The sequence below is a fragment of the Tritonibacter mobilis F1926 genome (assembly GCF_000376545.2).
GTDB classification, from domain to species: Bacteria; Pseudomonadota; Alphaproteobacteria; order Rhodobacterales; family Rhodobacteraceae; genus Epibacterium; species Epibacterium mobile.
Window position 1 is genome coordinate 2937784 of the sequence record NZ_CP015230.1, and the last position, 16534, is coordinate 2954317.

Sequence of the window (16534 nt, forward strand, 5' to 3'; positions counted from 1 at the left end):
GGGGAAACCTGTTGATTACTCGGCTGCGACGGCGGCCTTGGTGTTGAAACGCTCGATGATCGCCTCTGCACAGTCGCGGCCATCCTTGATCGCCCAGACCACCAGCGAGGCACCGCGCACGATGTCGCCCACGGCATAAACACCATCGAGATTGGTCGCGCCGGTTCTGAACTCTGCCTTGATAGTGCCCCAGCGGGTCACGGGCAGATTCGGCTGGTCCCACAAGGTAGGCAGCTCTTCCGGCTCAAAGCCCAGCGCCTTGATGACCAGATCGGCCTCTTCGACGTAATCCGCGCCCTCGATCACTTCGGGGGCCTGACGACCCGACGCATCCGGCTGTCCCAGACGCATCTTCTGCACCATCACACCCGAAACCTTGCCAGCTTCATCGGTGAAGCCTTTGGGGGCGGAGAGCCACTCAAAGATCACGCCCTCTTCCTCGGCATTTTGCGTTTCACGCTGCGAGCCCGGCATATTGGCACGGTCACGACGATAGAGGCATTTCACCGACACGGCGCCCTGACGAACCGACGTCCGCACACAGTCCATCGCGGTGTCACCGCCGCCGATGACCACAACCTTCTTGCCCTTGGCATTGAAGGTGCCGTCCTCAAACTCAGGCACCGTGTCACCAAAGTTCGCCACACGGTTGGATGCGGTCAGGAAGTCAATCGCCTTAACGATGCCCGTCGCACCAGAGCCCGGCATGTTCAGGTCACGGGATTTATAGACGCCGGTGGCAATGATGACCGCATCATGCTTGGCGCGGATCTCCTCAAAGGAAATGTCCTCACCGATGTTGCAGTTCATCACGAAGGTCACGCCACCCTCCGCCAACAACGCGTTGCGGCGCATGACGATCTCTTTTTCCAGCTTGAAACCGGGGATACCATAGGTCAGCAGACCGCCCGCACGATCATAGCGATCATAGACGGTGACCTGAACGCCAGCCTTGCGCAGCATATCGGCGGCCGCCAGACCACCGGGGCCTGCGCCAATGATACCGACGGATTCCGCGCGTTCCGCCAATGGGGCATTGGGTTTGACCCAACCTTTGTCCCATGCGGTATCGGTGATGTATTTCTCGACCGCGCCGATGGTCACAGTGCCGTGACCGGACTGCTCAATAACACAGTTGCCTTCGCAGAGACGATCCTGCGGGCAGATACGACCACAGATCTCCGGAAAGGTGTTCGTCGCTTGCGAGGTTGCATAGGCTTCCTCAAGCCGCCCGGTTGCGGTCAGACGCAGCCAGTCGGGGATGTTGTTGTGCAAGGGGCAATGCGACTGGCAATAAGGCACGCCACACTGGCTGCACCGGCTCGCCTGCTCTTCCGCCTTGGCCGCCGCGAATTCCGCATAGATCTCGTCGAAATCTTCTCTACGCGTGTCCGCGTCCCGCTTCACGGGCATATCGCGATCAATCTTCACGAACTTCAGCATCGGTTGCTTGGCCACGGCGATACTCTCCTTTTGGCTGGCGGCGATAGTACAGAGCCTCTGAATGTTAAATAGGTCAGTACCAGTTACCCAATTAACAACTAGCTCCCTGTGAATAGCCAATTCTCAGACATTGTATAGTTGTTTTAGGTCCGATTCGGACTTAAAAACGGACTTCCCCATAAAAACAATGGCTTTATACAGTCGGCACAGCTGCTTCACTTTTGCAGCGCCATCCCGGATAGAGATATTATGCCATTGCTTCAGCTGATCCTTGTGGCCCTGATTCAGGGCATAACCGAATTCCTTCCCGTATCGTCCTCCGGGCATTTGATTCTGCTCCCCAGCTTGACCGGCATGGAGGATCAAGGGCAGGCCATTGATGTGGCCGTCCATGTCGGCACCCTTGCCGCGGTGGTATTGTTCTTCTGGAGCGACGTGCGCGAAGCGATTTTGGGACTTCCGCGTGCGTTGACCGGGCGCATCGATACAGCCGGTGCGCGGTTGGCGCTTGGGCTTATTGTTGCGACCATTCCAACCGTCATCTTCGGAGCTGCTTTACACTTCACTGGCCTGAGTGACGCGCTGCGCTCTATCACTGTGATCGGCTGGACCATGCTGATCTTTGGGATTGTGCTCTATCTCGCCGACCAGCGCGGCAGTTCTCACAAAACTGCCTCCGACTGGGGACCAAAAGACGCGCTGATCATGGGCCTCTGGCAAATGCTGGCCCTAATTCCGGGAACATCCCGTTCGGGCATTACCATCACAGGCGCACGAGGCCTTGGGTATAACCGCGAAGACGGCGCGCGCATTGCCATGCTGATGTCGATCCCCACCATCATCGCTTCGGGCTTACTGCTTGGAACAGAGGTGGCCCTGAATGCCGATGTCGGATTGATGCGCGACATGGGAATCGCTGCTCTGCTGGCGATGGTCTCCGCTCTCGCAGCACTTGCGCTGATGATGCGCCTGCTCAAATCTGTGAGCTTCACCCCCTACGTCATATATCGGGTGGTGCTCGGCATCGTGCTGCTGATCATCGCCTATCAGTAAGACAAACAAAAAGGGTGCGACCCAGATCGCACCCTCTCAGCGTCTCTTTAACTCAGACCTTCGCCTTAGACATCGCCGCGCAGGTTTCCGGCTGACTTGATCAATTCGTCATACTGTCCGGATGGACGGAATTTCCAAAGATAGTCGGGCAGCACCGAACCGAGCGTGACCGGCTCAATACCAAGATCCGCCAGCCCCTTAGCCCCCTCGGCCACCACATTGTCGCTGTTCAGGTTCTTCAACTGATCGCGGGTCAGCAGACCATTGGTGAACAGGCCAAAGGTGGCGGACTGCGCCAGATCAAACCCAAAGGCCATGATGCGCGCGACAAAATTCGGCAGAGACACAACGATGCGGCGGCGATGGATCACATCGAGCATCTGCGCCATTAGATCGGCAAAGCTCTTTACCTCCGGACCACCAAGCTCATAGGTGCCTGGCGCCGCAGATCCCGTCAGCCCCGCGACTGCGGCCTTGGCAACATCATCGACATAAACAGGCTGGAACCGGGTGGCACCCCCTGCGATCGGCAGGATCGGGCCAAATCGGGTCATGCCCGCAAACCGGTTAAAGAACTGATCTTCCGCACCAAAGATAATGGAAGGCCGCAGAATCATCGCACCGGGGAAAGCCTCAAGCACCGCAGCCTCACCTGCGGCCTTGGTGCGGGCATATTCGCTGGCGCCCTCGGCATCTGCACCAATGGCGGAGACATGAACCAGACGCTCCACCCCCGTGTCAGCCGCGATCCGAGCGATCCGCCCCGCGCCTTCAGACTGAACTGCGGAGAATGTGTTCTTGCCAATCTCATTCAGGACGCCAACGCAGTTCACCACTGCATCTGAGCCCGCCATTACCGCAGCAACAGAGGCATCGTCGCGGATGTTGCAAAACACCGGTTCGACCTGACCGGACACGCCGTAGGGTTTGACATGCATTGCCTCATTGGGGCGGCGTACTGCGACGCGTACGCGCCAGCCCTCTTTCGCCATGCGGCGCGCGATATAGCGACCGACAAACCCTGAACCGCCATAAATGGTGACCAGTTTGGACATGACTTGGCTCCTCTCGCGTAGCTGTTGTCCCGATTTACCGCTCTGGCCCCTTTCAAACAAGGCGCAAAACGTCGCTGATTGACGCAAGCCCCAGAGCCGAAGCAGTTACGCCGCATGATTTTGCAAAAATGTCAAAATTCCGTTTGACCCTCCCCAAGACTCGGCTTATACGCCGCTCTCACGACATCTGTGCCCAGATGGCGGAATTGGTAGACGCGCTAGCTTCAGGTGCTAGTGTCCGTATGGACGTGGAGGTTCGAGTCCTCTTCTGGGCACCATATATCCCCCTTATAAAACTTCGATAAGTTGCTGTTTGCAAACGGCTTATCCCGTCATTTTGCCGTGATTGAGCAGACTGCGCATTGAACCTTCGCGAACGCATTTTTCCACTTGCTGCCCTGTTGATTCCCGCTTATACGCCCACCTCACGACATCTGTGCCCAGATGGCGGAATTGGTAGACGCGCTAGCTTCAGGTGCTAGTGTCCGTATGGACGTGGAGGTTCGAGTCCTCTTCTGGGCACCATATCCTTCCGAACACACTATAAATATTGGCAAATGCCGCTGATTACTCTCGGCAAGCGCGTCGTGATTCCACGATTGCAAGGTGATGCACATCCGCCCAGTTAATCAAGATATTGAGCGGCTCCATGAAGGAGCGACCCAGATCCGTCAGCGCATATTCCACTCGCGGCGGCACCTCGGGGTAAATCGTGCGCGTCACAAACCCATCCTGCTCTAGCCGTCTGAGGGTCTTTGACAGCATCTGCTTTGACACATCGCCAATCTCACGCTGCAAGGTATTAAAGCGCCACGTCTTCTCCGAAAGCGCCTCCAGCACCAAAAGACTCCACTGATCGCCAATCCGGTCGAGGACATCACGGATCGGACATGGTTGCTCAAAGGGAGTCGGTTCGCTGGTCATTCTTCACCTTTTCAACTGGTTATAGGTCACTGCGCAGTGACCTAGTCACGGTCCGGTGACTTCTTGCGCGGGGAAATGGCACTTCCTAACTGTCCCCATGCGATCGAAATCAGACCGGTTTTGCATGCTTCATACCCATGGTGCGCAGACAGTCAAACTGACCACATCATGATCCGGGCAAGCACACCGTAATTTGATTTCGAGCCACAACAAAATGGACACGAAAATGAACAATATCCTCAAATCCGCCGCACTTGCTGCAATGATCTCTGCGGCCCCCCTCTCTGTTCTGGCAGAGACCTCAGAGCGTGATCTTGCGACAGAAGAAGCCAACCGTGCGCTGGTCGTCGAATTCTATGACCAGTTCTTCAACGAGCATAACATCGCAGCCAGCGATGTGATTGCCGAAGACTATATTCAGCACAACCCGAACGTTCCCGACGGCAAAGCCCCATTGGTATCGTTTTTCTCTGGATATTTTGCCGAAAACCCCGAATCCCGCGCCCGCATCGTGCGCAGCGCCGCCGACGGTGATCTCGTATGGTTGCATGTGCAGTCTACGAATGGCGAAGAAGACCTAGGCGAGGCTGTGGTCGACATCTTCCGGGTGGAAGATGGCATGATCGTTGAACACTGGGATGTCATCCAGCCCGTCCCATCAGAGGCTGCAAACAGCAACACCATGTTCTGATTGAACGAAGGCGAACCCACCCCTTTGGCAGGTTCGCCTCTACATGGTTTATTCAGCCGCGATGGCGCTGACCGGGCTGCTTCCCCCCGATTGCGTCAGTTTGAATTGCGAAACGGTCAGCGACAGGCGTTGTGCATCATTTTTCATGCGAACACTGGCGGTGTCGGCGTTGCTTGCCACAGCCGCACTTTCCTGTGTTGCAGTATCCAGATCACGGATACCCATGTTAATCTCGCTAAGACCTTGCGTCTGGTTTTGCACTTCGGTGGTGATATCAGACACAAGCGCACCTAGGTTATTGATCTGCTCAAGAACCGCACGGATTGATTCCCCGGTTGTGGATACCAGCCTTGATCCTTCCGAGACCTGCTTGATATTCCCTTGTGTAAGGGCACGGATTTCTCCGACAGAATCCGATGCGCGCTGAGCAAGGTTTCGCACCTCGGTTGCAACCACGGCAAAGCCTTGTCCCGCCTCGCCTGCCCGGGCGGCTTCTACCCCTGCGTTGAGCGCAAGCAGGTTGGTCTGGAACGCAATATCCTCAATCAGCCCGACAATCTTGTCGATCTCACCAGATGCCTGTTCAATTTGCTCAATCGCCGTGATGGCTTCTTCCAGTTGCTCACCACTGCGGCGCGATACGTCGGTACTCTGCGTGGCGAGATGATTGGCCTCAAGGATGCGCTCAGACACGTTTTTGCCGCTGTTATTCAGTTCTTCCAGCGCAGCTGCAGATTCTTCCAGCGTTGCGGCCTGACGCTCTACGCGGCGCGACAGATCAGAAGATACCATTTCCACTTCGCTTGCAGAGCCGCTGAGGTTTTCGGCCACGGTTGCGATCTCTCCCATCGCCGCAGCAAGGTTTTCTGCAACCGCATCGAAATCTTTGCGCAGCCCCTCATATTCTTCGGGAAAGCCGGAATTTTCGCCGATGCGATGAGACAAGTCGCGGCTGGCCAAACTGCCGAGCCCTTCCTGAAGCCGCGCAACCGCCGCGTCCTGTCGCATGCGTTGCTCTTTGGCGCGGTGCTCATCTTCCACAGCATTTGAGAGTTTTTGGCGGAACTGCTCAACACTGCGTGACACCCCCCCAATCCCGTCGGGCCGATTGGTGAAGGGAACGACCGTATCGTAATCTTCATCCCGGATCGCGGTCACCGCCACCTCGAGCGATTGGATCGGACGCAACATATACCGAAGCGCGATCACTGTTAGTCCCATCGCCACCAGAAGACCGAGGACAGCAATCACGCCCCCCTCGACCAACATCTCGTTGATCGCAACTGTCAGGGCTTCCTTTGCGACACCGACATAGAAGATACCAAGCGGCTCGCCGGCCTCGCTGAGGACCGGTACATAAATGGTGAAATAGTCTTTCCCCAGGATGGTGGCTTGCCCGCGAAAGACCTCGCCCTTCATCATCGACGCATAAACCGGATTAGCTTCGCCGAGGACGGTCCCCACTGCCCGCGCACCATCATCTTTGATGATATTTGTGGTGCGGCGTACGAAATCTTGCTCTGCATCGTCCCAGACAAAGATCGTAGCCGTTTCCCCGGAAATTGAGCCGACCCTGTCGATCATGTCATGGTTCTCAAACGCGATGATCGATTGCGCCGTCAGACCAGACACCTCGCCGTTGGCATCGGTGGTCACCTCGAAATCCTGATAATGTGCCATCTCATTCACAAGGATTTTGATGGACATCGCCTGCCGCGTCTCTGCCGCGTCGACAAGTGCGGTTTTGGATTGATTAAACAGGACAAAAAACAACGCTGCGGCCAATCCGCACAGCAACAAGGTAACACCGAAACCGATCTGAAAACCTAGTCTGTTGAACGCATGTTTCATAAGACACCTCCACAGTGGAATACCTCGTCTCTAAACATCCGCACCTAAACAGAGCGTTATCAAACTCCCGGACTATTCCACAAAACTGGACTCACTTTTAACGGTGTTTTGCGCGCCGACGGTTTTGAAAAACCGAAATATACAAGGCCGTGCGCATCATAATAACCAAGTCGGTTAGCAGATAAGTAAGCGTATTCTATAGTTTAATCAGCGCAAAACACCTGGGAGATGGTGCCTATTCATCCAGGCCACCTCCCGCGTGCACAACAACAAAGAGAGCAACAGAAAATACTGCCTTGGCAAAACAAAAAACTGACGCGTTTGCGCCGTCATTTACCACCATAGTCACAGACTAGGCAGCGGCAGCGCACCATGCAGCAATCTATGATTCTGTCACCGGCGACCAATTCAGCCGATATGGCCTTGATTTTCACCAATCTGCCCACGGTGCAGCAATAGGTGATCAAGGATCACGCAAGCCATCATCGCTTCGGCGACAGGTACCGCGCGGATACCTACGCAGGGATCGTGTCGACCTTTGGTAATGACTTCGGTTGTTGTGCCATCCTTGCGGATCGACTGGCGCGGCGTGAGAATGGACGAGGTCGGCTTCACAGCAAAACGCACCACCACATCCTGACCGGTAGAAATACCACCCAGAATGCCGCCTGCATGGTTCGACGAATAAACCGGCGCGCCGTCATTGCCCATGAAGATCTCATCGGCATTCTCAGACCCTTTCAACTGGGCCGCATGCATCCCTTCGCCAATCTCGACGCCTTTGACCGCGTTGATCGACATCATGGCGGCAGCAAGATCGGTGTCGAGCTTGCCATATATCGGCGCGCCAATACCTGCAGGGACACCGCGCGCAACCACTTCGATTACCGCGCCAACCGAATCATGCTGTTTGCGCAAGGCTTGCAGATAGTCTTCCCAAGGTTGAACAGCCGCCGCATCGGGAATCCAGAAGTCATTCTGATCAATCGCCGCCCAGTCAAAGCGCGTACGGTCAATCTCCATCTCACCCATCCGGGTCATATAACCTTTGATCTCAAGCCCCGGCACCAACGCTTTGATCGCCTCACGGGCAACACCGCCCGCAGCCACTCGCGCCGCAGTTTCGCGTGCAGAAGACCGCCCGCCACCACGATAGTCACGATTGCCGTATTTCTGGAAGTAGGTGATGTCCGCATGCCCCGGGCGGAAAGTTTGCGCAATCTCGCCATAGTCCTTTGAGCGCTGGTCGGTGTTCTCGATCATCAACTGGATCGGTGTGCCGGTGGATTTGCCCTCAAACACGCCCGACAGGATTTTCACGGCATCCGGCTCATTGCGCTGCGTGGTATTCTTGTTTTGACCGGGACGACGTTTATCCAGCCAGTGCTGCAACATCTCTGGTGAGATGGGCACATTAGGCGGGCAACCATCCACGGTCGCCCCCAAAGCGGGCCCATGGCTTTCACCCCAAGTGGTGACACGAAAAAGGTGGCCGAAAGAGTTCATGGACATGCGCGCGGGTCTCCTTTGGTTTGTTCCTTTAGCGGCAAAGCCCGCCGGGGAAAAGAGATCCGCGCATTACCCCCACACAACGGACAAAAAAATCCCCCTTCTTCGCCCGAGAAACGGTAGGCCCGTGAACACAACACAGATAGCGAAGTAAATTCAAAGGGGCGCTACCCCTTCGGCCCAATGGGCCTCATCCCCGGGATACTTCAGGTTAGAAGAAAAGGGGACTTCGGCCTTCTTCTAACTCAAAATATCCCGGAGCGCGAGGCAGCGCCTCGCCTGCGCCACCTTGCCAAGCCATGCAACCACACCTAGTGTCACCCCACCTCGGGGTGCGCGTAAATATTGCGCTGAGATGCCGATCTGGCGAACCCGCTGAACCTGAACCGGATTATACCGGCGGAGGGAAGGTTTGGGACGATTTGGAGCAATAGCGCTCAGTCTCCTCCTTACCAACGCCGCATTGGAGGACAACATGAAATCCCTCATCCTTGCGAGCGCCACATTGGTTGCCACCGCTGCCTCGGCAGACACACCTCAGTTGGTGGTCTACACATACGACAGCTTTGTTTCGGAATGGGGGCCCGGCCCCGCTGTAGAAGCCGCGTTTGAGGCCGCCTGTGACTGTGATCTTAAGTTCGTTGGTGCAGGTGATGGCGCAGCCTTACTTGCACGGATCAAATTGGAAGGCGAACGTTCAGATGCCGATATCGTGTTGGGGCTCGACACCAACCTGACCGCAGCCGCCAAAGAAACGGGTCTCTTTGCACCGATGTCTGTCGCAGCGGAATATGCGCTGCCGATCGAGTGGAAAGATACGCATTTTGCTCCTTACGACTGGGGTTATTTTGCCTTTGTCCACAACGCGGATGCTGATGTGCCGTCGAACTTCAAAGCGCTGGGTGAGAGCGATGTGAAAATCGTCATTCAGGACCCGCGCTCCTCAACACCAGGGCTAGGCCTGCTGATGTGGGTTAAGGCCGCCTATGCAGATGAGGCCCCCGCAATCTGGGAAAGCCTCAGTGACAACATCGTCACCGTAACCAAAGGATGGTCGGAGGCCTATGGTCTCTTTCTCGAAGGCGAGGCCGACATGGTGCTCTCCTACACCACCTCGCCAGCCTACCATCTGGTCGCCGAAAACGACGACAGCAAAGCGGCGGCGCTTTTTGACGAAGGACACTACATGCAGGTCGAAGTTGCGGGCAAACTTGCCGCAAGCGACCAGCCGGAGTTGGCGGATCAGTTCCTGCAGTTCATGGTATCTGATGCTTTCCAATCGGTTATCCCGACCACAAACTGGATGTATCCGGCGGTAACTCCCTCCGAAGGTCTGCCTCAGGGGTTTGAAACCCTCGTCAGCCCGGAAAAATCTCTGTTGCTGCCCGAAGAGGAAGCCGCATCTATACGCGCCGAGGCGCTGGACGAATGGCGCGCAGCGCTCAGCCAGTAACCTTGCCTGTGGTCGCGATCTGGCCCGGAACCTGCGCCGCCCTTGGGGTGGCGCTTCTGGTTTTGGGCACTCTTGTTGCAGTGGCATTGCAGGCAGATGACCTTAGTGGTTTTGCAGCCGCCGACTGGGCGGCATTGCGTTTCACGCTGGTGCAGGCCAGCCTGTCGGCGCTCTTGAGCGTGGCGCTGGCAATCCCGGTGGCAAAAGCGCTGGCACGGCGGCGGTTTTTCGGGCGGCGTGTGTTGATCACCCTATTGGGTGCGCCATTTATCCTGCCCGTCATTGTTGCAATTCTCGGGCTACTCTCTGTGTTTGGACGTTCGGGCTGGCTGAGCGATCTACTTGGCCTTGCCGGTCTGCCGCCCGTGCAGATCTATGGGCTGCATGGGGTGGTGATCGCGCATGTGTTCTTCAATCTTCCTTTGGCGACCCGACTTATTCTGCAAGGCTGGCAAGAAATCCCCGCAGAACGGTTTCGCCTTGCTGCACAACTGAATGCAGGCCCTCGCGCCATGTGGCAACTGACCGAAGCCCCAATGCTGCGGCAAGTCGTGCCGGGAACGGCTGCGGTAATCTTTGCCATCTGCGTGTCGAGCTTCGCGGTTGCACTGACCCTGGGTGGCGGTCCCAAAGCCACCACGATCGAATTGGCGATTTATCAGGCCTTTCACTTTGATTTTGACCTTGGACGGGCAGCGATGCTGTCGGGCGTGCAGCTTGTCCTGACAGTGGTGGCCGCATTTCTAGCGCTCAAAGCCTCTTCGACTGAGGGGTTTGGCGCAGGTCTTGATCGTGCCGTGATACGTTGGGATGGCAAAGGAACCTGTGCACGCATAATCGACGGATTCTGGATCGCAGCCGCAGCGCTTTTTCTCATGCTACCTTTGCTTGCCGTATTGATTTCAGGGCTGCCGGGGCTTGTGTCACTGCCAGCATCTGTCTGGGGCGCAACGTGGGTTTCCATACAGGTCGCCACACTCAGCACTGTGTTTTTGTTATGTGTGGCTCTACCGTTATCGGCCAGCATTGCGTTGGGACGCAAAAGGCTCGGCGAAGTGGCTGGCATACTTGGCCTTGCTGCCTCTCCATTGGTGATCGGGACCGGACTGTTTGTGATGGTATACCCTTATATTGACCCGTTCCTGTTGGCCCTGCCTGTCACAGCGCTGGTGAACATGGTGATGGCACTCCCATTTGCGCTGCGGATACTCGTCCCACGTATGCGGCACGTGCTGCACCACAATGCCAGGCTTGCACTTGCACTCGATATGAACGGGCGCACGGTGTGGAGACGTGTTCTTCTGCCTCGATGTCGCGCGCAGATCGGCTTTGCGGCGGGGCTAACGGCGGCGCTGTCACTTGGGGATCTCGGTGTGATCGCACTCTTTGCCGACCCCGAAGTGGCCACTCTGCCCTTGCAAGTCTATCGCCTGATGGGAGCCTACCGGATGGAAGCGGCACAAGGGGCTGCGCTGCTGTTGTTTGTTATATCCATGGGCGCGTTCTGGATTTTGGACCGAGGGGGGCGCCTTCATGCTGAGGCTTAACGCATTGGACATCCGCAAAGGAGACTTCCGCCTTTCCGGCACCGCCGACATCAAAGCTGGCGCACGGGTTGCCGTGATCGGCCCGTCCGGGGCTGGCAAGTCCACCTTTCTCGAGGCGATTGCAGGGTTTCAACCACTCAACAGCGGAAAGATCCTTTGGCGCAGCGACGATCTGACGGCGCGCCCACCGGGAAAGCGCCCCGTCGCAATGCTATTTCAGGATGGCAACCTGTTTCCACATTTGACAGTCGCACAAAACGCGGGACTGGGGATCAATCCCAATCGCAAGCTCACACCCGACGAAATGAAGACTGTAGAAGTCGCGATATCGCGCGTGGGCTTGAGCGGTATGGAGGGTCGCAAACCGGCTGAACTGTCGGGAGGGCAGCAAAGCCGCGCCGCACTGGCGCGTGTGTTGGTGCAACAACGCGACCTGTTGCTGTTGGACGAACCCTTTGCCGCCCTTGGGCCTGCGCTCAAGGCGGAGATGCTGGATCTGGTCAAGGAGATCGCGGCCGAACGCAATATTACGCTCCTGATGGTAAGCCACGATCCAGATGATGCCCGACGTATCACCGACGAAGTCCTGCTCATCGCAGAAGGAAAACTGCATCCTCCCGCCCCAACGGCAGAAACATTAGACAATCCGCCAGCAGCGCTTCGAGAGTATTTGGGAACATGAGCCGAGCCTGCCGCCACCTCAACTTACCTGCTCTCCTTCATTTTTTATGATAGCCCATTTCCCTCATTGCGCGCCTCGCGCTAGAGTTGCGACAATCAGGGAGATCCAGTGAGATGAAGCTCTATTATTCGCCCGCCTCGCCCTTTGTGCGCAAAGTCGTGTTGGTACTGCATGAGACTGGCCAGATGGATGATGTGGAATTGCTGCCCGTCAGCACCTCTGTGACCGGGCCAGATTCGGCGCTGGCAGCCAGTAACCCACTGGCAAAAATCCCGGCCTTAATCCGCGACGGCGGCCCGACGCTTTATGACAGCCGGGTCATATGCGAATTTTTAGACGCGCGTGCAGACGGGGCGCTTTACCGCGGTGGATGGGACATGAAAGTTCTGGAGGCCACGGCGGATGGCATCATGGATGCGGCAGTTTCCATGTCCTATGAAAAACGCCTGCGCCCCGCTGAGAAGCAATGGGACGCGTGGCTTGAAGGGCAGCTGTGCAAGGTGGTCGGAGCCTGTGCCGCAATCGAGACTCGTTGGATGCCATTGCTGTCGGGACCCGTAAATATTGGCCAATTAGCCGTTGCAGCAGCTCTGGCTTATGTGGATTTCCGACACCCCGATGCGGGCTGGCGAGACGCATCACCCCAGCTGGCGAAGTGGTTTGAGACCTTTGAAACACGGCCCTCAATGCAGGCAACCCGACCTGACGCAGCCTGAAGCAAAGAGTTCACTTCGTTTAAATGAGGGTGAGTCAGATAGGAGGCGAAGGCGCAGCAGTGCAACAGTTCTGTGAAAGAATGCAACACTCAGGCGGGCCTGCGCTGCTTTGACCGCTAGACGAACCCGGTTTGCATCGCTAGACACGCGGCTGAGTCACCGCGTTTATTGCGGTGTAAGCGCATGTTTGCCCTAAACGGGCGCTGAAACTTGGAGAAAACTCGTGTCCCACGCAGAAGACCACGAAGGAACCCGGAGAGATTTCCTCTACTACGCCACAGCTGGCGCAGGGGCAGTCACCGCGGGTGCCGCCGTTTGGCCACTGGTCAACCAGATGAATCCCTCGGCTGACGTTCAGGCCCTGTCCTCCATCCTTGTGGACATTTCAGGCGTTGACGTCGGCACACAAATCTCTGTCATGTTCCTCGGCAAACCGGTGTTCATTCGCCGCCGCACGCAGGAAGAAATTGACGAAGCGCGCGCAGTCGAGATGCAGGAACTGATCGACTCGTCCTCGGAGAACCCCAACAAGCCGGGCACCGATGCTTCGGATGAAAACCGTACTCTTGACGAGAACGGCGAATGGCTGGTGATGATGGGTGTCTGTACCCACCTCGGCTGTGTACCGCTTGGCGATGGTGCCGGTGAATTTAATGGCTGGTTCTGCCCATGCCATGGTTCGCACTACGACACCGCAGGCCGTATCCGCAAAGGTCCCGCGCCGCAGAACCTGCACATCCCGGTGGCTGAGTTCACCGACGAAACCACCATCAAGCTAGGATAAGGGGGTCGCACGCATGTCAGGAATTCCGCACGACCATTACGAACCCAAGACAGGCCCGGAAAAGTGGTTGCACAGCCGCCTGCCCATCGTCGGCCTCGTCTATGACACCATTATGATCCCCACCCCAAAGAACCTGAACTGGTGGTGGATCTGGGGTATTGTGCTCGCCTTCTGTCTGGCGCTGCAAATCGTTACCGGCATTGTTCTGGTGATGCATTATACGCCCCACGTAGATCTGGCTTTTGCCTCCGTTGAGCACATCATGCGCAACGTGAATGGCGGCTATATGATTCGATATATGCACGCCAACGGCGCTTCGCTGTTCTTTGTGGCGGTCTACATCCACATCTTCCGCGGCCTGTTCTACGGCTCTTATAAGGCCCCGCGTGAAATCACGTGGATTGTGGGCATGCTGATCTATCTGATGATGATGGGCACTGCCTTCATGGGTTACGTTCTGCCTTGGGGCCAGATGTCCTTCTGGGGTGCAACCGTGATCACCGGCCTCTTTGGCGCGATCCCATTCATTGGCGAGCCGATCCAGACTTGGCTTCTGGGTGGACCTGCGGTTGATAACGCAACTCTGAACCGCTTCTTCTCGCTGCACTATCTGCTGCCCTTCGTGATTGCCGCCCTTGTGATCGTTCACATCTGGGCCTTCCACACCACGGGCAACAACAACCCCACCGGTGTTGAAGTGCGTCGCGGCTCCAAGGAAGAAGCCAAGAAAGACACCCTGCCGTTCTGGCCCTACTTCGTGATCAAGGATTTCCTTGGCCTCGCGGTGGTATTGGTGATCTTCTGGGCCATCGTCGGCTTCATGCCGAACTACCTTGGTCACCCGGACAACTACATCGAAGCCAACCCGCTGGTGACTCCTGCGCACATCGTTCCGGAATGGTACTTCCTGCCCTTCTACGCGATCCTGCGGGCCTTCACCTCTGAGGTCTGGGTTGTACAGATCGCGTCCTTTGTGACCGGCGGTATCATCGATGCGAAGTTCTTCGGTGTTCTGGCGATGTTTGGTGCGATTGCTGTTATGGCGCTGGCACCGTGGCTTGATACCTCTCGCGTGCGCTCGGGCAAATACCGCCCGCAGTTCAAGTGGTGGTTCCTGCTGCTGGTCATCGACTTCTTCGCCCTGATGTGGCTGGGAGCGATGCCTGCGGAAGAGCCCTATGCGTCCTTCTCGCTGATCGCTTCTGCCTATTGGTTCGGCTACTTCCTCGTGATCCTGCCGCTCTTGGGTGTGATCGAGAAGCCCGAAGCCATGCCCGCAACCATCGAAGACGATTTCAATGCCCACTACGGCAAGAAATCCGAAGCTACTCCTGCTGAATAAGAAGAAGGACAGCTACCAATGTTCAAGAAACTTGTAACCGGTGCTGCTTTCGCTCTGGCACTCGTCCCAGCCGCATCATTCGCGGCTGGGGGTGAGGGTCACATCGAAGACTTCGCCTTCTCGTTCGAGGGTCCGTTTGGAACCTATGATCAGAACCAGCTTCAGCGTGGCCTTCAGGTCTTCACCGAAGTCTGCGCTGCATGTCATGGTCTGAAACAGGTCCCGATCCGTACACTTTCAGACGAAAGCGGCCCCGGCATCCCCGAGGATCAGGTGCGCGCCTATGCGGCGGACAATTTCGAGGTGTTCGACGCCGCGCTGGACGACTTCCGCCCGGCGACTCCGGTCGATCACTTCCCGGCCAACACCTCTCTGGGTGCACCGGACCTGAGCCTGATGGCAAAGGCCCGTGCAGGCTTTCACGGCCCATATGGTCTGGGTCTGAACCAATTGTTCAAAGGCATGGGCGGTGCAGAATATATCGCGTCGCTGATGACGGGTTACACTGGCGAGACCAAGGTCGAAGCAGGCACAACCTTCTATGAAAACACGGCCTTTGCAGGCGGTTGGATTTCCATGGCGCCGCCCTTGGCGGATGAACAGGTCGAGTTCATCGACGGTCATGAGAATGATCTGGAAAGCCTGTCAAAAGACGTCGCTGCTTTCCTGATGTGGACAGCAGAACCCAAGATGATGGCCCGGAAACAGGCTGGTTTCATCGGCGTGCTGTTCCTGACGGTATTGTCGGTGTTGCTGTACCTGACCAATAAGCGTCTGTGGGCCCCGCACAAGGGCAAGAAGACCTCCTGAGAGGTCTCCTCCTAACAAAATCAAGAAGCCCTCGTATCAGATGATACGGGGGCTTTTTTTATCAAGGAGGTCGTGAGGGGCCAGCCCCTCTGCGCCTGTGGCGCATTCACCCCGGGATATTTGGCGTTAGAAGAGATTGGCCTCAGCAAAAAAATCGTGACGGCATGGGCGAATTTTTGGTCATCGAAAGAATAGTCTCAACGCTGGTTTTCAGAGGCTGAGTACTGTCGAGTGAGATATCATATGAGAGGCCATTATGGACATGTGTAAAGTCCTGCGCGGCGCTTCCAGCAGGGCGATCTCCTCGCGCTGTTTCTCGTGCCTCCAGGGTTGCGAGCGGGGCCATCAAACCGATGAACATCACATTGTGCGAGGCCAACAAAGCCTGCAACTCTGCATGCCAACCAGGGGTGTTGAGGATATGTTCGACGATCAGATCGTTGCCCGCATCGGCAAAGCCGGCAATGGCGCGGTGAAAGCCCGAGAAGAACCTCGGCCGCGCGGTCTTCCAATCTGGGTAAGCAGAGGGTTCCCACGCCCCGCTGTCGCGCAGGTGGTCAATTGAAAGATGCAGATAGGGCCGGTCTGATGCCTCGCGAATTGCGGCGGCAAGCGTAGATTTACCGCTGCTGGACGGGCCGTGAAGAAACAAGATCAAGGCCATGTGGTCGTCC

Annotated in this window: 15 protein-coding genes, 2 tRNA genes and 1 riboswitch; of the genes, 11 read left to right on the forward strand and 6 right to left on the reverse strand. The window is 56.7% G+C overall.

What is annotated here, in order from left to right:
- Positions 1-15: 15 nt before the first annotated feature.
- The gene (locus K529_RS13795; protein ID WP_005618370.1) at positions 16-1458 is read right to left on the reverse strand and encodes an NAD(P)-dependent oxidoreductase; all 1443 of its coding nucleotides are present in this window, start codon (positions 1456-1458) and stop codon (positions 16-18) included.
- Positions 1459-1692: 234 nt separating this feature from the next.
- Between K529_RS13795 and K529_RS13800 the strand changes: the two genes are divergently transcribed.
- Positions 1693-2496 (forward strand): undecaprenyl-diphosphate phosphatase, encoded by an 804-nt coding sequence (locus K529_RS13800; RefSeq protein ID WP_005618368.1) that lies wholly within the window; start codon positions 1693-1695, stop codon positions 2494-2496.
- A gap of 65 nt (positions 2497-2561) precedes the next feature.
- Here K529_RS13800 and K529_RS13805 read toward each other — a convergent pair whose 3' ends face one another.
- The gene (locus tag K529_RS13805) at positions 2562-3551 is read right to left on the reverse strand and encodes a complex I NDUFA9 subunit family protein (RefSeq protein WP_005618365.1); all 990 of its coding nucleotides are present in this window, start codon (positions 3549-3551) and stop codon (positions 2562-2564) included.
- A gap of 191 nt (positions 3552-3742) precedes the next feature.
- Here K529_RS13805 and K529_RS13810 point away from each other — a divergent pair.
- Positions 3743-3829: transfer RNA gene (locus K529_RS13810), tRNA-Leu, on the forward strand.
- Positions 3830-3989: 160 nt separating this feature from the next.
- Positions 3990-4076 (forward strand) — tRNA-Leu (locus tag K529_RS13815).
- Positions 4077-4118: 42 nt separating this feature from the next.
- Here the strand turns inward: K529_RS13815 and K529_RS13820 are convergent.
- On the reverse strand, positions 4119-4475 hold the full coding sequence (locus K529_RS13820; protein WP_005618363.1) for a winged helix-turn-helix transcriptional regulator: 357 nt from the start codon (positions 4473-4475) through the stop codon (positions 4119-4121).
- Between the two features lie 226 nt (positions 4476-4701).
- On the opposite strand from K529_RS13820, the gene K529_RS13825 reads away from it, so the two are divergent.
- On the forward strand, positions 4702-5166 hold the full coding sequence (locus K529_RS13825) for a nuclear transport factor 2 family protein (RefSeq protein WP_005618361.1): 465 nt from the start codon (positions 4702-4704) through the stop codon (positions 5164-5166).
- A 48-nt stretch (positions 5167-5214) separates the two neighbouring features.
- Here K529_RS13825 and K529_RS13830 read toward each other — a convergent pair whose 3' ends face one another.
- Together K529_RS13830 and aroC are read right to left on the reverse strand one after the other, a co-directional pair.
- Complete coding sequence (locus K529_RS13830) at positions 5215-7017, reverse strand: methyl-accepting chemotaxis protein (RefSeq protein WP_005618359.1); 1803 nt, start codon at positions 7015-7017, stop codon at positions 5215-5217.
- A 408-nt stretch (positions 7018-7425) separates the two neighbouring features.
- Positions 7426-8529: a chorismate synthase gene (gene aroC, locus K529_RS13835; RefSeq protein WP_005618357.1), complete on the reverse strand. Its 1104-nt coding sequence runs from the start codon at positions 8527-8529 to the stop codon at positions 7426-7428.
- 315 nt (positions 8530-8844) lie between these two features.
- Positions 8845-8951, forward strand: a riboswitch (TPP riboswitch).
- Between the two features lie 50 nt (positions 8952-9001).
- Between aroC and thiB the strand changes: the two genes are divergently transcribed.
- The 7 genes from thiB to K529_RS13870 all read left to right on the forward strand — a co-directional run bounded on the left by thiB (position 9002) and on the right by K529_RS13870 (position 15860).
- Complete coding sequence (gene thiB, locus K529_RS13840; protein WP_005616626.1) at positions 9002-9979, forward strand: thiamine ABC transporter substrate binding subunit; 978 nt, start codon at positions 9002-9004, stop codon at positions 9977-9979.
- Positions 9955-11526, forward strand: coding sequence for a thiamine/thiamine pyrophosphate ABC transporter permease ThiP (locus tag K529_RS13845; protein ID WP_005616628.1), 1572 nt, complete (start codon positions 9955-9957; stop codon positions 11524-11526). Before thiB ends, K529_RS13845 begins: the two co-directional genes overlap by 25 nt.
- Entirely contained in the window at positions 11513-12208 is a 696-nt protein-coding gene (locus tag K529_RS13850; RefSeq protein ID WP_040641913.1) for a thiamine ABC transporter ATP-binding protein, read from the forward strand. Before K529_RS13845 ends, K529_RS13850 begins: the two co-directional genes overlap by 14 nt.
- 113 nt (positions 12209-12321) lie before the next feature.
- On the forward strand, positions 12322-12924 hold the full coding sequence (locus tag K529_RS13855) for a glutathione S-transferase (RefSeq protein WP_005616633.1): 603 nt from the start codon (positions 12322-12324) through the stop codon (positions 12922-12924).
- 223 nt (positions 12925-13147) lie between these two features.
- Positions 13148-13708: a ubiquinol-cytochrome c reductase iron-sulfur subunit gene (gene petA / locus K529_RS13860; RefSeq protein WP_005616636.1), complete on the forward strand. Its 561-nt coding sequence runs from the start codon at positions 13148-13150 to the stop codon at positions 13706-13708.
- A 13-nt stretch (positions 13709-13721) separates the two neighbouring features.
- Positions 13722-15050 carry a cytochrome b gene (petB, locus tag K529_RS13865; RefSeq protein ID WP_005616638.1) on the forward strand — a complete coding sequence of 443 codons (1329 nt, stop codon included), beginning with the start codon at positions 13722-13724 and terminating at the stop codon, positions 15048-15050.
- 18 nt (positions 15051-15068) lie between these two features.
- Positions 15069-15860, forward strand: coding sequence for a cytochrome c1 (locus tag K529_RS13870; protein ID WP_005616640.1), 792 nt, complete (start codon positions 15069-15071; stop codon positions 15858-15860).
- 142 nt (positions 15861-16002) lie between these two features.
- Here the strand turns inward: K529_RS13870 and K529_RS13875 are convergent, their stop codons facing one another.
- Positions 16003-16524: a chloramphenicol phosphotransferase CPT family protein gene (locus K529_RS13875; protein WP_005616642.1), complete on the reverse strand. Its 522-nt coding sequence runs from the start codon at positions 16522-16524 to the stop codon at positions 16003-16005.
- Positions 16525-16534 lie beyond the last annotated feature (10 nt).